The organism is Mesoflavibacter sp., assembly GCF_964226795.1.
GTDB lineage: Bacteria > Bacteroidota > Bacteroidia > Flavobacteriales > Flavobacteriaceae > Mesoflavibacter > Mesoflavibacter zeaxanthinifaciens.
Genome location: NZ_CAXQQP010000014.1, coordinates 71,843 through 87,981, shown reverse-complemented (window position 1 = coordinate 87,981; position 16,139 = coordinate 71,843). Strand labels below are relative to the sequence as shown.

Genomic DNA, 16,139 nt, shown 5'->3' with positions numbered 1-16,139 from the left:
ACTTTTTAACTATTTAAACTGATTTTAAACCAACAAAAACAACTATCTTTGCACGAGCAAAAAAAGGCTTTACCTATGCAAAATAAATTGGGCAAGATTCTATTCTCAACACGATTAACAGCTATATTATTTATTGTATTTGCCATCGCTATGGCTACTGGTACATTTTTAGATGCCAAAATGGATACATCTCCAACACCTTACACCCGTAATTTAATTTATAATGCATGGTGGTTTGAAGGTATAATGGTACTATTTGTTGTTAACTTTATAGGTAATATTTCAAGATACAGGTTATTACGTAAAGAAAAATGGGCAACGCTATTATTACATCTAGCATTTATATTAATTATAGTAGGTGCAGGAATAACAAGATATTACAGTTTTGAAGGTATGATGCCTATACGTGAAGGAGAAACTAGCAACGCATTTCTTTCTCAAAAAACATACATCACAGCATATATTGATGGTGATTATATGATTGATGGCGTACCACAACGTCTACCAATAGAAGAAGAAGTTGATTTTTCTGGTAGAATGAAAAATAGTTTCAGTCTAAATACAGCTTATAATAATCAACCGGTAAGTATTGAGTTAGTCGAGTTTATTAAAGGTGCAGAAGAAACAATTATCCCAAATGAAAATGGCGAAAATTATTTAAAAATAGTAGAAGCAGGTCAAGGCGCACCACACAATCATTTCTTAAAAGAAGGCGAAGTACAAAGTATACATAATGTGCTTTTTGCATTAAATAAGCCAACAGATGGTGCTATTAATTTAACAAAGTCTGAAAACGGAATTACAATTAATTCCCCTTTTGATGGCGAATATTTGCAAATGGCAACAATGAGCCAAGGAAAACTTGTTAAAGACAGTATTCAACCATTTATGTTACGTTCGCGTTACATTATTGGAGACATGCAATTTGTTGTTCCAAATCCAATAATTAAAGGAGAAATAGGCGTTGGTAAAAAATCTCAATTATTAAAATTTGATGAAGATGGTGTTATACTAGATGTTACTGCAAACGGAAAAACCAAACGTGTTGGTTTAATTGGTGGACAAGGAACAAACAATCCTTTCAAAAAAATTACGATTGATAATTTAGATATTAACCTAAAATACGGCGCAAAAGTCTACAAATTACCATTTAGTGTAAAGTTGAATGATTTTATTGCTCAAAAATATCCAGGGACACAAAACTCTTATCAAACCTTTGAAAGTAAAGTGACCATTTTTGATAAAGAAGAAGGCGATTTTGATTATCATATTTACATGAACCACGTTTTAGATCACAAAGGGTATCGTTTTTTCCAAGCTGGTTTTGATCCAGATGAAAAAGGAACAAAACTATCTGTAAATCATGATTTTTGGGGAACTTGGGTAACTTACATTGGTTATTTCTTATTATACATAGGTTTGATGGCAATTATGTTTGATAAAAATTCACGTTTTGGAGATTTAAAAAGACTTTTAGAAAAAGTAAAAGCTAAAAAAGCAGAACTTTTAACTATATTTTTCTTGTGTTTCGCTTTAAGCGGAATAGCGCAAAACGACCTTATTCACACAGAAGACGATGGTCATGATCATCAAGTTACGGTACCAAAAACACCATCAAAAAGGCAAATAGATTCTATTTTAAAGGCAAATGTAGCACCAAAATCTCACGCCGAAGAATTTGCAAAGTTAGTTTTACAAGATTTAGATGGTCGTATGATGCCTATAGATACCTATGCTTCAGAATTACTTAGAAAATTAAGTAAATACGAAGCTTATGAAGATATGACTGCTAATCAACTTTTCTTAAGCATTCAAGAAAGTCCGATGTTGTGGTATAACGTGCCAATTATTTATATAAAACCACGTAAAGGAGATTCGATACGTAGTATTATAGGTATTTGTAAAGACCAAAATTATGCTAAGTTATTAGATTTCTTTGGAGACGATTTTAACTACAAATTAGATAGGCAATTAGAAGAAGCTTATGAAACGCAAGTAAAAACAGCTATTCAAAAAGAGTTTATAGAGGTTAATAATCGTGTTAATTTATTAAGTAATGCGATAGAAGGTAGATCGTTAAAGATTTTTCCTGTACCTAACGATGACAATAACACTTGGATTTCTCCATTTGAATATAAAAATGAAGGTTATAGTGAGAAAATCCAAGACTCAACCTACGGAAGTTTTATAAACGCTGGATTTGATTGGTATTTATATAGCTTAAATGAAGCTAAAAAAACTGGAGATTTCTCCCAACCAGAAAAATTATTAAAAGCTTTTAAAACCTCTCAATCTAAAGTAGGAGCTGAGGTAATGCCAAGCGACTCTAAGATAAATGCAGAAATACTTTACAATAAATACGATGTATTTAAAAAATTATTTATTTACTATTTAACAGCAGGAATTTTATTGTTAGCCTTATTAATATGGCAAATTTTTAAAATGGATAGTAAATGGTTAAAGACAAGTATTAAAGTATTTAAAGTCTTAATAATAGTACTTTTTGTGATCCATACATTAGGCTTAATTGCAAGATGGTATATTTCTGGTCATGCCCCATGGAGTAATGGTTACGAGTCTATGATTTATGTGGCTTGGGCAACCATGTTTTTTGGTTTAGGATTTGGAAGAAAAAGCGAGCTAACTATTGCAGCAACTTCCTTTGTAGTTTCAATATTATTAATGGTAGCGCATTTAAGTTGGATGGATCCTGCAATAGCAAACTTACAACCTGTATTAAATAGTTATTGGTTAAAAATACATGTAGCAGTCATTGTTGCTAGTTATGGTCCGTTTACGCTAGGCTTTATAATTGGGTTAGTAAGTTTATTTTTAATGGCATTTACTAATAAAAATAATAAAACTAAGCTAGATTTAAGTATTAAGGAATTAACTTATATAAATGAAATGGCTTTAACCGTTGGTCTAATAATGCTTACTATTGGTAACTTTTTAGGCGGTCAATGGGCTAATGAAAGTTGGGGAAGATATTGGGGATGGGACCCAAAAGAAACCTGGGCTTTAATAAGTATAATGATATATGCATTTGTAATACATATGCGATTAATACCAGGCTTAAGAGGAAGATGGACATTTAATTTATGGTCTGTAATTTCTATTGGAAGTATTATTTTTACATATTTTGGTGTTAACTTCTATTTATCCGGATTACATTCTTATCAATCTGGACAAGATATTAGCTTAATTTATATTGGCGTTTCGGCTATTTTAATTGCAATTTTAGGTGTTTTCTCTTATAGAAAATATATCAAATTTTATAAAAAGTAAGTTTTTAATTACTTTCTAAGAAAATAATGATTAACTTGATACAAATTATAAATTGTTAATTTTTAGTTTTAGTGGAATATATTAAAAAGTTAGGTTGGGGTAACATATTTATGTTAATTCTTTGTCTAGCAATCATTATAGTAGCCGAATACTTATTTCTTAACGGATATCAACTTCATGGAATATTTATTGGGCTTTGGGCACCAATGCTTATTGGTATATTGATTTTTATAAAGCTTATAAACGATGGGAAATAATATTGTATTTTGGTTTTCTATTATAGTATTTATATTAGTGATTTTATGGGCTTTTTTCATGCTAAGAGCTTATAATAAAACCCGAAAAAAATAACTTCACGTTAAATATTTAGATGAAATTTTTAAAAGAATTTAAAGAGTTTGCCGTAAAAGGCAATATGATGGATATGGCTGTAGGTATTATTATTGGTGCCTCATTTAATAAAGTGATAGATGTTTTAGTGAAAAAAATATTTATGCCACCATTGTCACTAATGACAGATGGATTAAACTATCAAGATAAACGTTATATATTAAGAGAAGCTATTATCAATAAAAATGGAGAAGTAACTACACATGAAGTTGCCATTTATTACGGCGAGTTATTTGAAGCTTTTTTAGATTTTCTAATCGTTGGACTAACTGTCTTTTTAGTTGTTAAAGCAATGAATAGGTTAAGAGCCAAGTCCCATGATACAAAAGATAAAACTGTAACAACACCAAAAGACATAGAGTTGCTTAGCAAACTTTCAGATTTAATGGAAGAACAAAACAAACTCCTTAAATCTAAAGCAGATATAAGTTCAAAATAAATAAGCCTGTTTTAAACAGGCTTTATATTATAGTTTAATAAGGTTTTTATCTAAATTAAGATCATCTAAAATTTTATTAGTAAAACTATAATGACCTTTTGTTGTAATAATTTTAAATCGGCTGTTTTTCATTCTTGAAACTACATCAATCAAACGCCATTTGGTTTTTAAAAGATTAGGTCTTTTACTTTTAATACCAAGCTCAAAATAATATTTCCTACTTCGTTTAAAAGCAGTTATATCTGGTGTTACGGTTACTTCACCATCTTTCTTAGTAAAAGAATTTGGCGTATCATAACCATCAAGGTCTGCCTTAATGTTTTCAAAACCTAAATATTCTAGGTGTTTAATAGATTGTTCTAAAATGTCCGTATGTTCTTGTTTATCAATTGTTACCATAACCCTTAGTATACGAAAAGTAGATGTTTTTTTAGGTTAAAGAAGTGTTAAAACCAGTATAAAGCCAGTTTATAAATCTATAATTATCAATGTTAAAGATGCATATTTTTGTATTTTAGTTGTTTAAAAATTGCAATATAAAATGAAACATAAAAACTTTGGTTTAAACACTATTTGTTCTCACGTCGGAGAAGTAGAAGATAAACAATTTAAAGGTGCAGTTTCACCTATATTTTTATCTTCTTCATATGAGTTTATGGATGTAGACGTAAAACGCTATCCAAGATATTTTAATACGCCAAACCAAGAATATTTATCCAAAAAAATAGCTGCTTTAGAGCATACTGAGGCAGCAATGATATTTGGTTCTGGTATGGCAGCTATTAGTCATATGTTTTTAGCATTTTTAAAAGCAGGAGATCATATTGTGGTACAAAACACAATTTATGGAGGCACAACAAATTTTATAAGAGAAGAATTTCCTAAGTTAAATATAGAATTCACTTTTACAGATGGTTATCAAGTAGAAGACTTTGAAGCAGCTATACAACCAAACACGAAGTTAATTCATATAGAAACACCTTCAAATCCATTATTAACAATTACAGACATAAAAGCTATTGCCAAATTAGGGAAAGAAAAAGGTATTGTTACTAGTATTGATAATACATTTGCAAGTCCCGTAAATCAAAATCCAGCAGATTTTGGTATCGATTTAATTATGCACTCTGCAACTAAATATTTTGGCGGACATAGTGATATTTGTGCAGGCGCAGTAGCAGGAAGCAAAATACACATGGATCGTATATGGAATGTCTCTAAAAACCTTGGTGGTAGTCTTAGTGACTTTACGGTTTGGATGTTAGAACGTAGTATGAAAACCATGGGACTACGTGTTAAAGCACAATCTAAAAACGCTTTAAAAATGGCTAAATGGTTAAATAAGTTAGATGAAGTTAAACAGGTTAATTATCCTGGTTTAAAAAATCATCCTGAGCATAAATTGGCTAAGTCACAAATGAAAGATTTTGGTGGTATGTTATCTTTTGAATTGAAAGATCATTTAGACGCAGAAGCTTTTCAAAAAGCATTACAATTAATTAAACCATCAATGAGTCTTGCAGGTGTAGAAAGCACTATGTTATCTCCAGCGCAAACATCACACTCTTTACTAACACCAGAGCAGAGGAAGCAATTGGGTATTAGTGATGGTTTAATACGCTTTTCTGTAGGGATAGAAAATACTAAAGATCTAAAAGCAGACATAAAACAAGCTTTAAAAAATATCAAAAAGTAACATTTTGAAATCTGCTAAAGGACATACAAATAATTATAATTTTGAAGTTTTAATAGATAACTACCCTAAACTTCAACCATTTGTTTTTAAAAATAAGTATGGTAATTTAACTATAAATTTTTCTGAAGCTAAAGCAGTTAGAGCCTTAAATACGGCTATATTGAAAACTAATTATGGTATTAATTATTGGCAATTTGATGACAATAATCTAACACCTCCAATACCAAGTCGTGCAGCATATATTCATCTTTTAAAAGATTTATTACTAAGTAGTGATTTAGATGGAAACATAAAGGTTTTAGATATTGGTACTGGCGCAAATTGTATTTATCCATTACTTGGTCAATCAATTTATAATTGGCAGTTTGTTGGCTCAGATGTAAATAAAAGTTCGATAAAACAAGCTGAAAAAATTATAGCTAAAAACCAATTAGAGGATGAGGTATCAATAAGATTTCAGAGTAATCCTAATCAAATATTTCAAGGTATTTTGGCTAAAACAGACACCTTCGCCTTAACTATGTGTAATCCGCCTTTTTACAAAGATGAAACTGAAGCAAATTCAGCCACATTAAAAAAGTTAAAAGGATTAAATCAAGACACAAATAGTATAAACAGAAACTTTTCTGGAATATCAAATGAATTGTGGTATAAAGGTGGAGAAAAAGCATTTTTACACAATTATTTATACGAAAGTAGCTTGTTTAAAAATAAGTGCTTTTGGTATACAACATTAGTTGCTAATAAAGATAATATAAAATCGATGTATGCGTCTTTAGATAAATTAGGAGCAAAAATTATAAAAACTTTACCAATTAATATTGGTCAAAAAAAGAGTAGAGTAGTAGCTTGGACTTTTTTAAATGAAGACCAACAAAAACAGTGGAATAAATAACATAATGAAAGTAGATATATTAGCATTTGGGGCACATCCAGATGATGTAGAGTTAGGCGCAGGAGCAACCATAGCAAAAGAAGTAGCAAATGGTAAAACAGTAGTTATAGTAGATTTAACTAAAGGAGAACTTGGTACACGTGGTACAGAACACACACGTAAAGCAGAAGCCGAAGACGCAAAAAACATACTAGGTGTCGCAGCAAGAGAAAATTTAGGCTTTGCCGATGGTTTTTTTACTAATGATAAGCAACACCAGTTAGAAGTCATTAAAATGATACGCAAATATCAACCAGAAATAGTGTTGTGTAATGCTATAGATGATAGGCACATAGATCATGGTAAAGCCAGTAAATTGGTTAGTGATGCGTGTTTTTTAAGTGGATTATTAAAAATTGAAACAGAAATAGAAGGAAAGCCGCAAAAAAAATGGAGACCAAAACAGGTTTACCATTACATACAATGGAAGCATATAGAACCAGATTTTGTTGTAGACGTTTCAGATTTTATTGATATAAAAATGAAAAGTGTCTTAGCTTATAAAACACAATTTTATAATCCAGACAGTAATGAGCCTCAAACACCAATTTCTAGTAAAAATTTTACAGATAGTATTATATATAGAGCAAGAGATTTAGGGCGTTTAATTAATAGTGAATACGCAGAAGGATTTACAGTTGAGCGGTTTGCAGCAGTAAATAGTCTTTTTGATTTAAAATAGTATAAAAATTATTTAAAAATCTTTTGTGATATTTAGTAAATAAACTACATTTGCACACGCATTTTAATATGCGTTATACACGGTGGTTGTAGCTCAGTTGGTTAGAGCGCCTGATTGTGGTTCAGGAGGTCGTCGGTTCGAGACCGATCTTCCACCCAAAAAGTAAAAGCCTTTCAGAAATGAAAGGCTTTTTTTGTAAGCTTTATTTGAAAAATTTTTCTTTTAATACTTTATAACCATTCCAATTACAAGTATCATCTTTTCTTACTATACTTTTATCGTTATTTAACTTAAACGTGAAAGAGTTTACTGTTGTGCAGCCTCTTTTTGTGTTGTTTATATTTATTAATTGTGTTTCAAATTCAATTAAATAGTCAATTTCTGTTGGTTTTATGATTGTCGATTTTTTAATATCGTTGCTTAAAAGTGTAGCTGTAAGAGTTTTGTCTAAATATTTAAATTCTAAAGTTTCTGAATGTTGATTAAAACAACCATAGGATTGATATGTTATACTTAATTGATCTCCTTCTTTTAAATTTTTAAAAAAAAGGGATTGATTTTCTTCTTGTTTAATAGTCTTTAAGTCTAAAGAAGCTGATGTATAATATATGTTTGTGTAAGATAAAAGGATACTAAATAAGAGTAAGAATTTCATTTTAAAAAATTTAATTACTCTAAATAAAAAATAATCTATCTTTTATCAAAAGCGTAATGAGTAAACGTTACGTTTTAATGAGTAAAAGATAGATTATTAATGGTAAAAGTTATTTTACTTAGCAGTAGTTGTATTTATTCTGCTTTATCTACAACTATTCTTTGGTCACGGTTAGCTAATTCCCAAGCTGTATAAAATACTAAACGCGCTCTATTTTCTAATAGATCATAATTAATTTTTTCTACAGTATCGCTTGGTCTATGGTAATCATCATGTGTACCGTTAAAATAGAATATAACCGGAATATTGTTTTTTGCAAAGTTGTAATGGTCACTTCTGTAGTAAAAACGGTTTGGATCGTTTTCATCGTTATAAGTGTAATCTAATTCTATATTAGTGTATTTACTGTTTACTTCTTCAGAAATATTATGTAATTCTGTACTTAATTTATCACTTCCGATTAAGTAAACATAATTTCTGTCACCTTCACGTTTTGGGTCAATACGCCCAATCATGTCTATATTTAAATCTGCAACGGTTTGATCTAAAGGAAAAATAGGATCCATATCTGCATAATAGCTACTACCTAATAAGCCTTTTTCTTCTCCTGTAACATTTAAAAATACAATAGAACGTTTTGGTCCGTGACCATCTTTTTTGGCTTTAGCAAAAGCTTCTGCAATTTCTAAGACTGCAACAGTACCAGAACCATCGTCGTCTGCTCCATTATTAATTTCGCCATCATGGTTACCAATGTGGTCTAAGTGAGCAGAGATAATAATATATTCGTTTGGTTTTTCTGTTCCTTCAACAAAAGCAACAACGTTATTTCCGTTTAAAGCTTCAGATTTATTAGTATAGTCTATTTCAATACTTGCATTGTAAACTTTATTAGTAAAAGCGTTGTTTATTGCTGTATCTGTTTTAAGTATAGCTTTTGCAGCATTATCATTTAATAACATATAATACATGTTATTGTCTTTACCGCTTAGTGCCATACGCCCGCTAGAGCTACCATAGCGTCTAGCAGCCATACCAAAAATATTTGGATTATAGTACAATACAGCTTTAGCGCCTTTTTCTTTTGCAATATCACGTTTTGTAGCAAATTCTTGTCTTAGGTTAGACCATTTAGTAGCTTCTTCTGTACCAGAGATTAGGTAAGTGCCATCTTCGTTTTTAGGTTCTCCAGAACGTATAAAAACGACTTTACCAGAAACATCAATATTTTTATAATTAGAGTAATTGTCAGCCTCTATACCGTAACCTAAATCAATAACTTGGTTTGCAGAAAATTGACTTGTTGGCATTGCTGTGATTGATACAATGTCTTCTAAGTTTTTTAAAGCAGTACCATTTGCGGTTAAAGTTACATCTGGAGCTGCTAGTTTTTCTAGTGGTACTTTTTGAAAATAATCATTGTTTCCTTTGGCAGCAGGAACACCATAAGTCATGTAGTGGGCTTTTAAAAAGTTTACTGCTTTTTCTTCGCCTTCTGTACCTGTTTCTCGTCCATTAAATTCATCTGATGCATATTCATAAAGAAGAGTTTTTAACTCGGCTTCAGTAATTGTTTCGGCATAAGTTGTTGGACTAACTTCTTTTTGAGTTGTTTTTTGTTCTGCTTGTTTTTGTTGACTACCACAAGCAGCAAGTAGTAAGCTAAAGCTAGCTATAGATAATAATGATTTCATATGTATTTGTTTTAAGAGCTATAATTGCCTCTCAAAAATAACACAAAATTCTAGTTTGAAGGTCTAAGATTTAATAATTAAGAAGAATTTAATTATTAAATATCACTGTTATGTAATAGGAATTCTTCTTTATGCGCTAAGTACCATGCTGTAGAAAAAATAAGTTTAGTACGCTTAGCTAATAAGTTAAAATTAATTTTATCTGCAGTATCAGAAGGTTTGTGGTAATCTTCGTGAGTACCGTTAAAGTAGAAGATTACAGGAATATTTTCTTTAGCAAAATTATAATGATCTGATCTGTAATAGTATCGGTTAGGATCGTCTTTTTGATTAAACGTATAATCTAATTCTATGTTTGTTGAGGTAGAGTTTACCTTTTCTGAAATAAAATGGAGCTCTTTACTAATTCTGTCAGAACCTATTAAGTATATATAATCTGGATTATCTTTGTGTTTATCATCTACACGTCCAATCATATCAATATTAAGATCTGCAATAGTGTTTTCTAAAGGAAAAAGCGGATGTTGTGTGTAGTATAAAGAACCTTGTAAACCAATTTCCTCTGCAGTAAGGTGTAAAAATAATATACTTCTTCTTGGTAAAATCCCATTACGTTCTGCTTCTTTAAAAGCTTGTGCTATTTGCAGCATGGCAACAGTACCAGATCCATTATCGTCTGCACCATTATTAATCTGTCCATCAGTTACGCCTAAATGGTCGTAATGTCCAGAAATAATTAATACTTCTTCAGGTTTTTCTTTACCTTTTATGAAAGCTACAACATTTTCTGAAGCATTATATTGTTTTGGAAGAAATGACTTTGGTATATATTGAAAATACGTTGAATCATTACCAGGTAATATTTTTTCTTTGACATAAAAATCTTTAATGTAGTTTGCAGCTAACTTTTGACCTTTGCTTCCAACTTCTCTACCATTAAAAGAGTCTGAAGCTATGTTATAAATTTGAGATTTAAGTTCTTCTACAGTAATTGTTTTTGCATATTTACTAATTGTTGCAGAATCTTTTATAACAATAGAATCTTTAAGATTATTTATTTTAGTTGAATATTTAGTGGTTGTACAAGAACCAACTAAGGATAATGCAGAGATTATTAAAAGCGATTTCATTATCAGGATGAATATTTGGTCGGTAAAGATATGTTTATTTGTTTCAAAAATAAATGTTTTTCTTTTCAAAATTTATCAAAACACATTAATTATCAGTATAATAAAAAAGAGGAATCTTAAAATAAGATTCCTCTTTTTTGATTAGATACGATTTAATCTGTTATTCTAGATCTATATCTAAATCTTCAAGTTCTTCTAAAGCTTTTTCTTCATTTTCTTTTTCACGTTGCTCAAGTTCTTCTGTGTTACCAACTTCTTGTACAGTAAAAACAGTTTTATAAGTAGATAAGCCTAAAGCTATTATTACTAATAAAAAAGAAACTTGTACAACATGCGTAGATTGGTTATCTTTTTTTGATTTTATAAAGGAAATAATACCAAAAACTAAAGCTAAAATTGCTGGTATAAAAGCTAATTTAAATAAAGGTAATATTGCTAAGATAATTGCTAAAATAGCACAAACTAAAGATAATATTAAGGTTACTTTTTTCATAGTTTTTAATTTTTTAAGCCAGTTGCAGATTTAATTTTTAATTCTCCACTTCCAACCGCTATTTTAAATTTAGCATAAACAGGTATCTTATTCTCATCTGCGGTAAGCCATATAATATTAGCGTTACTTCCTTTTAAAACATTATTATTAGTAACGTTTATGGCTATTTTATAACATTCTTTTCTACCAATAGCAGTGTTAATAGTTTCTTTACCTAAAAGTTTAAAGCTACATTTAACTTCTTTATTATCAAATAAAACTGTAAAGGTATCACTAGCTCCAACAGGTGCTTTGTGTATGTCTAAAGTTCTTAATTTATATAAAGTAGAAACTATGTCTCTTGTACCTGGCTTAATTTTTATAGTATTATTTCTGTCCCAAAAACCAGAAGCAAAGTTTTTAGATTTTTTTCTAATTAAACTAGAAACTGTGTTGGTCTTGTAACTGTACTTGTACTTTACAAATTTATAATAACCACCTTCACTAATATCTCTTTGGTATAAATATGGAGCTACAGTTTTTGGATTAACATAGCTTTCATATAAATCTCTAATTTTAAAAAAACTATCAAAATTAGAATACGTAGTGGCAGAACATTTTAAACGATATAATGTAGTTCCGCTTGTGTTTACAGCGCTTGTTTCCATTTTAACTTCGGCTATATCTGTTAAAATACCAGACATATTATAAGCTGCTGAAAATGTTAGTTTTTCACCTGCTTTAAAAGCATTATTATTTTGAGCAAAAGAAGCACAGGATAATAATAAAACAGTAATAGTTGTAAAAAGATGTTTCATAGGTTGTTTATTATAATTTCAAAGATATAATATAACACGAATTGTGCCGAATATTAATCTACAATATTTTAAAGACATGTTAAACGCTTAGTAAGTCGTTTTATTTTGTAATTTTGCATCGTGAAACTAAAAATTTTACATAGCGTCTTTTCAGTATTAATGGCATTTTTAGTGCTGTTCTCTACATTATCTTTTACTGTAGAAAAGCATTATTGTGGTGATCGTTTGGTAGACTCAGCAGTATTTTCTAAAGTAAAAAAATGCTCTGATGTTATTGAAATGCCAAAATCATGCTGTAAAGACGATGTAGAAATAATTAAGGGACAAGACAAGCTTAAAGTTACTAAGTTTGAAGACTTAGATATAAGTAAGCAAATTGTGTTTGCAGCGTTTGTTTATAATTTCTTTTTGTTTAAAGAAAGTTTGTCAAAGCAAACTGTTCCGCATCAATTTTATTCACCACCAAATCTAGTTATAGATTTACAGCAACTTCACGATGTTTACATAATTTGATTTACAATTTTTATATAGCTCCGCTTTTGCGGAATTAAAAATTGTACAATTAAATTAAAAAATCATGACACACACATATAACGTTACAGGAATGACCTGTAATGGTTGCAAAGCTTCTGTTGAAAAAGCTTTACAAAGTTTAGATTATGTAACAGATGTTTCGGTAGACTTAGAAAATGCCGAGGTTGAAATAGGTATGTCTAAACACATTTCAATAAATACTTTACAAGACGCATTGTCTATTAAATATACTATTAATAAGAAAAGTAAAGAGAGCAACGTATTTGATTCAGTTTCTAAAGAAAAAGAATCACTAATAAGACAGTTATTTCCACTATTTTTAATCTTTGGATATATTATTGCTGCCTCATATTTACTAAATAGAAATAGGTTTGATGTTTCAAACTTTATGCTAGATTTTATGGGTATTTTTTATATCGTATTTAGCTTTTTTAAGTTTTTAGATTTAAAAGGTTTTCCTGAAAGTTTTAAAATGTATGACCCGTTAGCTAAAGCTTTACCTGCATATGGTTGGATTTACCCTTTTATAGAATTAGCTTTAGGTATAATGTTTTTAATGCGAATAGAAATTTCTGTAGCATTAATAATTACAATAATAATTTTAGGCATTACAACAGTTGGTGTAACAAAATCTTTATTGGACAAAAAAGCAATACAATGTGCTTGTTTGGGTACTGCTTTAAAATTACCAATGACCAAAGCTACATTTATAGAAAATTCCATTATGATTATAATGGCAATAGTAATGCTAATAGAAATTTACGGGTAATATGAAAAAGCTATTTATATTACTATTTTGCTTTTTACCATTAACCATTTTTGCGCAAAACCAACTTAAGGGTTATGTGTATGAAGCAAATGAAGAACAAAAAGAAACCCCTTTACCTGGCGCTAATCTAGTTTGGTTAAACACAACAGTAGGAACATCTACAGAGTTTGACGGCAGCTTTAGTTTACCTTTAAGTAAAACATCTAATAAATTAGTGATTAGCTATGTTGGTTTTAAAACAGATACAATAACAGTAAACTCTAGTAAAACGATAAAACACTGGTTAGAACCTACAACAAGTTTAGATGAAGTGGTTTTAGACTCTAAAGTTAAATCTACTTCAAGATCTTATATACAATCAGAAAACATACAATATGTAAGTAGTGATGAGTTATTAAAAGCTGCATGTTGTAATTTGTCCGAAAGTTTTGAAACTAACCCTTCTATAGACGTTAACTTTAGTGATGCAGTAACAGGTACTAAGCAAATTAAAATGTTAGGTCTATCAAGTCCTTATATTTTAATTGCTACCGAAAATATTCCATCAGTTCGTGGTGCTTCTCAAGCTTACGGATTAAGCTTTATCCCAGGAACATGGGTAGAAAGTATACAAATAACAAAAGGAGCAGGAAGTGTTGTCAATGGGTACGAGAGTATTTCGGGACAGATTAATGCCGAATTGCAAAAACCGATGACAGATGATAATGTATTTGTTAACCTTTATGCCGCAACAAGCGAAAGGCTAGAACTTAACACACACTTTAATACAAATGTTTCTAAAAACATTAGTACAGGTCTTTATATACATGGTAATACGCATCAAGAAGAGCATGATCGAAATGACGATGGATTTTTGGATATGCCAAAGTTTAATCAAATTAACTTGATGAATCGTTGGCAGTATACTAATACCCAAAAAGGTATTGTTACTTTTTTAAACCTTAAGTATTTAGATGATTATAAGCAATCAGGTCAAATTGATTTTGATCCAGATACAGACAAATTAACAACTAATAATTGGGGAAGCGAAATAGATACTAAACGTTACGAAATTTCGGGTAAATTTGGATATGTAAATGCAGATTTACCTTGGCAAAGTCTAGGTGTTCAAATGGCATTAAGTAATCACCAACAAGATTCTTACTTTGGTTTAAATGAATATAATATAGAACACACAAGTGTATATTCTAACGTTATTTATAACTCGATAATAAGCGACTCTAGACATAAAATAAAAACAGGTGTAAATTTTACGTATGATAATTATGATGAGTTTGCATTAAATACAAATTATGATAGGGTAGAGCGTAGCTTTGGTGGATTTTTTGAGTATTCTTTTGATAACTTAAAAAAGCTTAACCTTACTGCAGGCTTGCGTTTTGATACTCATAATTTGTTAGGCGAATTCATTACACCACGTTTTCACTTAAGATATTCTCCTTGGAGTAAATCTGCTTTTAGAGCCTCTTTTGGTCGCGGTAAACGTAGCGCTAATATTTTTGCTGAAAACCAGAACTTATTTGCGTCTTCAAGACAGTTTTCAATTTTAAATAATAATGGACCAGTTTATGGTTTAGATCCTGAAATTGCATGGAATTATGGTGTTTCATATCTACAAGGTTTTAATCTTTTTGGAAGAAAAGCAGATGTAACTTTTGATTTTTATAGAACAGATTTTAAAAACCAAGTGGTTGTAGATTTAGAAAATGCTCAAGCTGTTAGTTTTTATAATTTACAAGGTAGTAGTTACGCAAATAGTTTTCAAGTTGAAGTTAACTACGAAGCATTTAATAACTTCGATTTAAGAACAGCATATAAATATTATGATGTTAAAACCGACTACCAAACGGGTAAATTATCAAAACCATTAACTCCAAAACATCGTTTTTTTGCTAATGCAGGATATAAAACAGAATTAAAAAACCAAAGTCAATGGAAGTTTGATGCTACTTTTAATTGGTTAGGAGAACAACGATTTTCTTCAACAATAGATAACCCAATACAATATCAATTAAATAAATTTACTCCAACAGTAGCTACATTAAACATGCAAGTTACTAAAGTGTTTTCATCTAAATTTGAAATATATTTAGGAGGAGAAAATATAACTAATGTAAAACAAGATAATCCTATAGTTAGTGCAAATGACCCTTTTGGAACAGCATTTGATACTAATTTTGTGTACGGTCCAATTTTTGGAAGTATGTATTATACAGGATTACGATATAAATTAAATTAAAATATATTACAATGAAAAAATTATTGATTTTATTAATTATGACAGTTACTACAACTACGTTTGCTCAAAATAAAAATAAAAGAGCTTCTTTAGAAGTAGATGGTATTTGCGGTATGTGTAAAGCACGAATAGAAAAAGCATGTTACCAAACTAAAGGCGTAAAAAGTGCTAATTGGAATGTAGAAACACACGAATTAAAGCTAATTTACGATGAGCGTAAAACAAATTTAGATAGCATCCAAAAAAGTGTAGTATCTGTAGGACACGATACAAAAACGCTAAAAGCAACAGAAGAAGCTTATAACTCTGTACACGCATGTTGCAGGTATAGAGATATTGAAGTACAAAATGATCATAAGAAAGACTAAAAAAAAAGCCTGCTTATTAGCAGGCTTTTTT

15 protein-coding genes and 1 tRNA gene are annotated in these 16,139 nt (G+C 29.9%); 10 read left to right on the top strand and 6 right to left on the bottom strand.

Annotation, left to right across the window (positions count from 1 at the left end; all coding sequences use genetic code 11):
* Positions 1-75: 75 nt before the first annotated feature.
* Entirely contained in the window at positions 76-3,288 is a 3,213-nt protein-coding gene (gene ccsA / locus ACEQT4_RS12305) for a cytochrome c biogenesis protein CcsA (RefSeq protein WP_370228063.1), read from the top strand.
* A 370-nt stretch (positions 3,289-3,658) separates the two neighbouring features.
* The gene (gene mscL, locus ACEQT4_RS12300) at positions 3,659-4,117 is read left to right on the top strand and encodes a large conductance mechanosensitive channel protein MscL (protein WP_370228061.1); all 459 of its coding nucleotides are present in this window, start codon (positions 3,659-3,661) and stop codon (positions 4,115-4,117) included.
* A gap of 27 nt (positions 4,118-4,144) precedes the next feature.
* Here the strand turns inward: mscL and ACEQT4_RS12295 are convergent, their stop codons facing one another.
* On the bottom strand, positions 4,145-4,516 hold the full coding sequence (locus tag ACEQT4_RS12295; RefSeq protein ID WP_370228059.1) for a hypothetical protein: 372 nt from the start codon (positions 4,514-4,516) through the stop codon (positions 4,145-4,147).
* A 142-nt stretch (positions 4,517-4,658) separates the two neighbouring features.
* Between ACEQT4_RS12295 and ACEQT4_RS12290 the strand changes: the two genes are divergently transcribed.
* The 4 genes from ACEQT4_RS12290 (at position 4,659) to ACEQT4_RS12275 (ending at position 7,586) form a co-directional block, all read left to right on the top strand.
* Complete coding sequence (locus ACEQT4_RS12290) at positions 4,659-5,813, top strand: PLP-dependent aspartate aminotransferase family protein (protein WP_370228057.1); 1,155 nt, start codon at positions 4,659-4,661, stop codon at positions 5,811-5,813.
* A 4-nt stretch (positions 5,814-5,817) separates the two neighbouring features.
* Positions 5,818-6,708, top strand: a complete 891-nt coding sequence (rlmF, locus tag ACEQT4_RS12285) for a 23S rRNA (adenine(1618)-N(6))-methyltransferase RlmF (protein WP_370228055.1) — start codon at positions 5,818-5,820, stop codon at positions 6,706-6,708.
* A 4-nt stretch (positions 6,709-6,712) separates the two neighbouring features.
* Complete coding sequence (gene bshB1, locus ACEQT4_RS12280) at positions 6,713-7,429, top strand: bacillithiol biosynthesis deacetylase BshB1 (RefSeq protein WP_370228053.1); 717 nt, start codon at positions 6,713-6,715, stop codon at positions 7,427-7,429.
* A gap of 81 nt (positions 7,430-7,510) precedes the next feature.
* Positions 7,511-7,586 (top strand) — tRNA-His (locus ACEQT4_RS12275).
* A 45-nt stretch (positions 7,587-7,631) separates the two neighbouring features.
* Here ACEQT4_RS12275 and ACEQT4_RS12270 read toward each other — a convergent pair.
* From ACEQT4_RS12270 to ACEQT4_RS12250, 5 genes are all read right to left on the bottom strand, one after another.
* The gene (locus ACEQT4_RS12270; RefSeq protein WP_304145453.1) at positions 7,632-8,084 is read right to left on the bottom strand and encodes a hypothetical protein; all 453 of its coding nucleotides are present in this window, start codon (positions 8,082-8,084) and stop codon (positions 7,632-7,634) included.
* A 134-nt stretch (positions 8,085-8,218) separates the two neighbouring features.
* A complete protein-coding gene (locus ACEQT4_RS12265; protein ID WP_370228051.1) occupies positions 8,219-9,778 on the bottom strand; it encodes a M28 family metallopeptidase in 1,560 nt (519 codons plus the stop codon).
* Positions 9,779-9,873: 95 nt separating this feature from the next.
* The gene (locus tag ACEQT4_RS12260; RefSeq protein WP_370228049.1) at positions 9,874-10,908 is read right to left on the bottom strand and encodes a M28 family metallopeptidase; all 1,035 of its coding nucleotides are present in this window, start codon (positions 10,906-10,908) and stop codon (positions 9,874-9,876) included.
* Positions 10,909-11,068: 160 nt separating this feature from the next.
* Entirely contained in the window at positions 11,069-11,401 is a 333-nt protein-coding gene (locus ACEQT4_RS12255; RefSeq protein WP_106678690.1) for an FUSC family protein, read from the bottom strand.
* A gap of 5 nt (positions 11,402-11,406) precedes the next feature.
* Entirely contained in the window at positions 11,407-12,198 is a 792-nt protein-coding gene (locus tag ACEQT4_RS12250; protein WP_027879728.1) for a DUF3108 domain-containing protein, read from the bottom strand.
* Positions 12,199-12,318: 120 nt separating this feature from the next.
* On the opposite strand from ACEQT4_RS12250, the gene ACEQT4_RS12245 reads away from it, so the two are divergent.
* From ACEQT4_RS12245 to ACEQT4_RS12230, 4 genes are all read left to right on the top strand, one after another.
* Positions 12,319-12,711: a hypothetical protein gene (locus tag ACEQT4_RS12245; protein ID WP_370228046.1), complete on the top strand. Its 393-nt coding sequence runs from the start codon at positions 12,319-12,321 to the stop codon at positions 12,709-12,711.
* A gap of 64 nt (positions 12,712-12,775) precedes the next feature.
* Positions 12,776-13,501, top strand: a complete 726-nt coding sequence (locus ACEQT4_RS12240; RefSeq protein WP_370228044.1) for a heavy-metal-associated domain-containing protein — start codon at positions 12,776-12,778, stop codon at positions 13,499-13,501.
* Between the two features lies 1 nt (position 13,502).
* A complete protein-coding gene (locus ACEQT4_RS12235; RefSeq protein ID WP_370228042.1) occupies positions 13,503-15,740 on the top strand; it encodes a TonB-dependent receptor domain-containing protein in 2,238 nt (745 codons plus the stop codon).
* A gap of 11 nt (positions 15,741-15,751) precedes the next feature.
* On the top strand, positions 15,752-16,108 hold the full coding sequence (locus ACEQT4_RS12230; protein WP_370228040.1) for a heavy-metal-associated domain-containing protein: 357 nt from the start codon (positions 15,752-15,754) through the stop codon (positions 16,106-16,108).
* Positions 16,109-16,139: the final 31 nt, after the last annotated feature.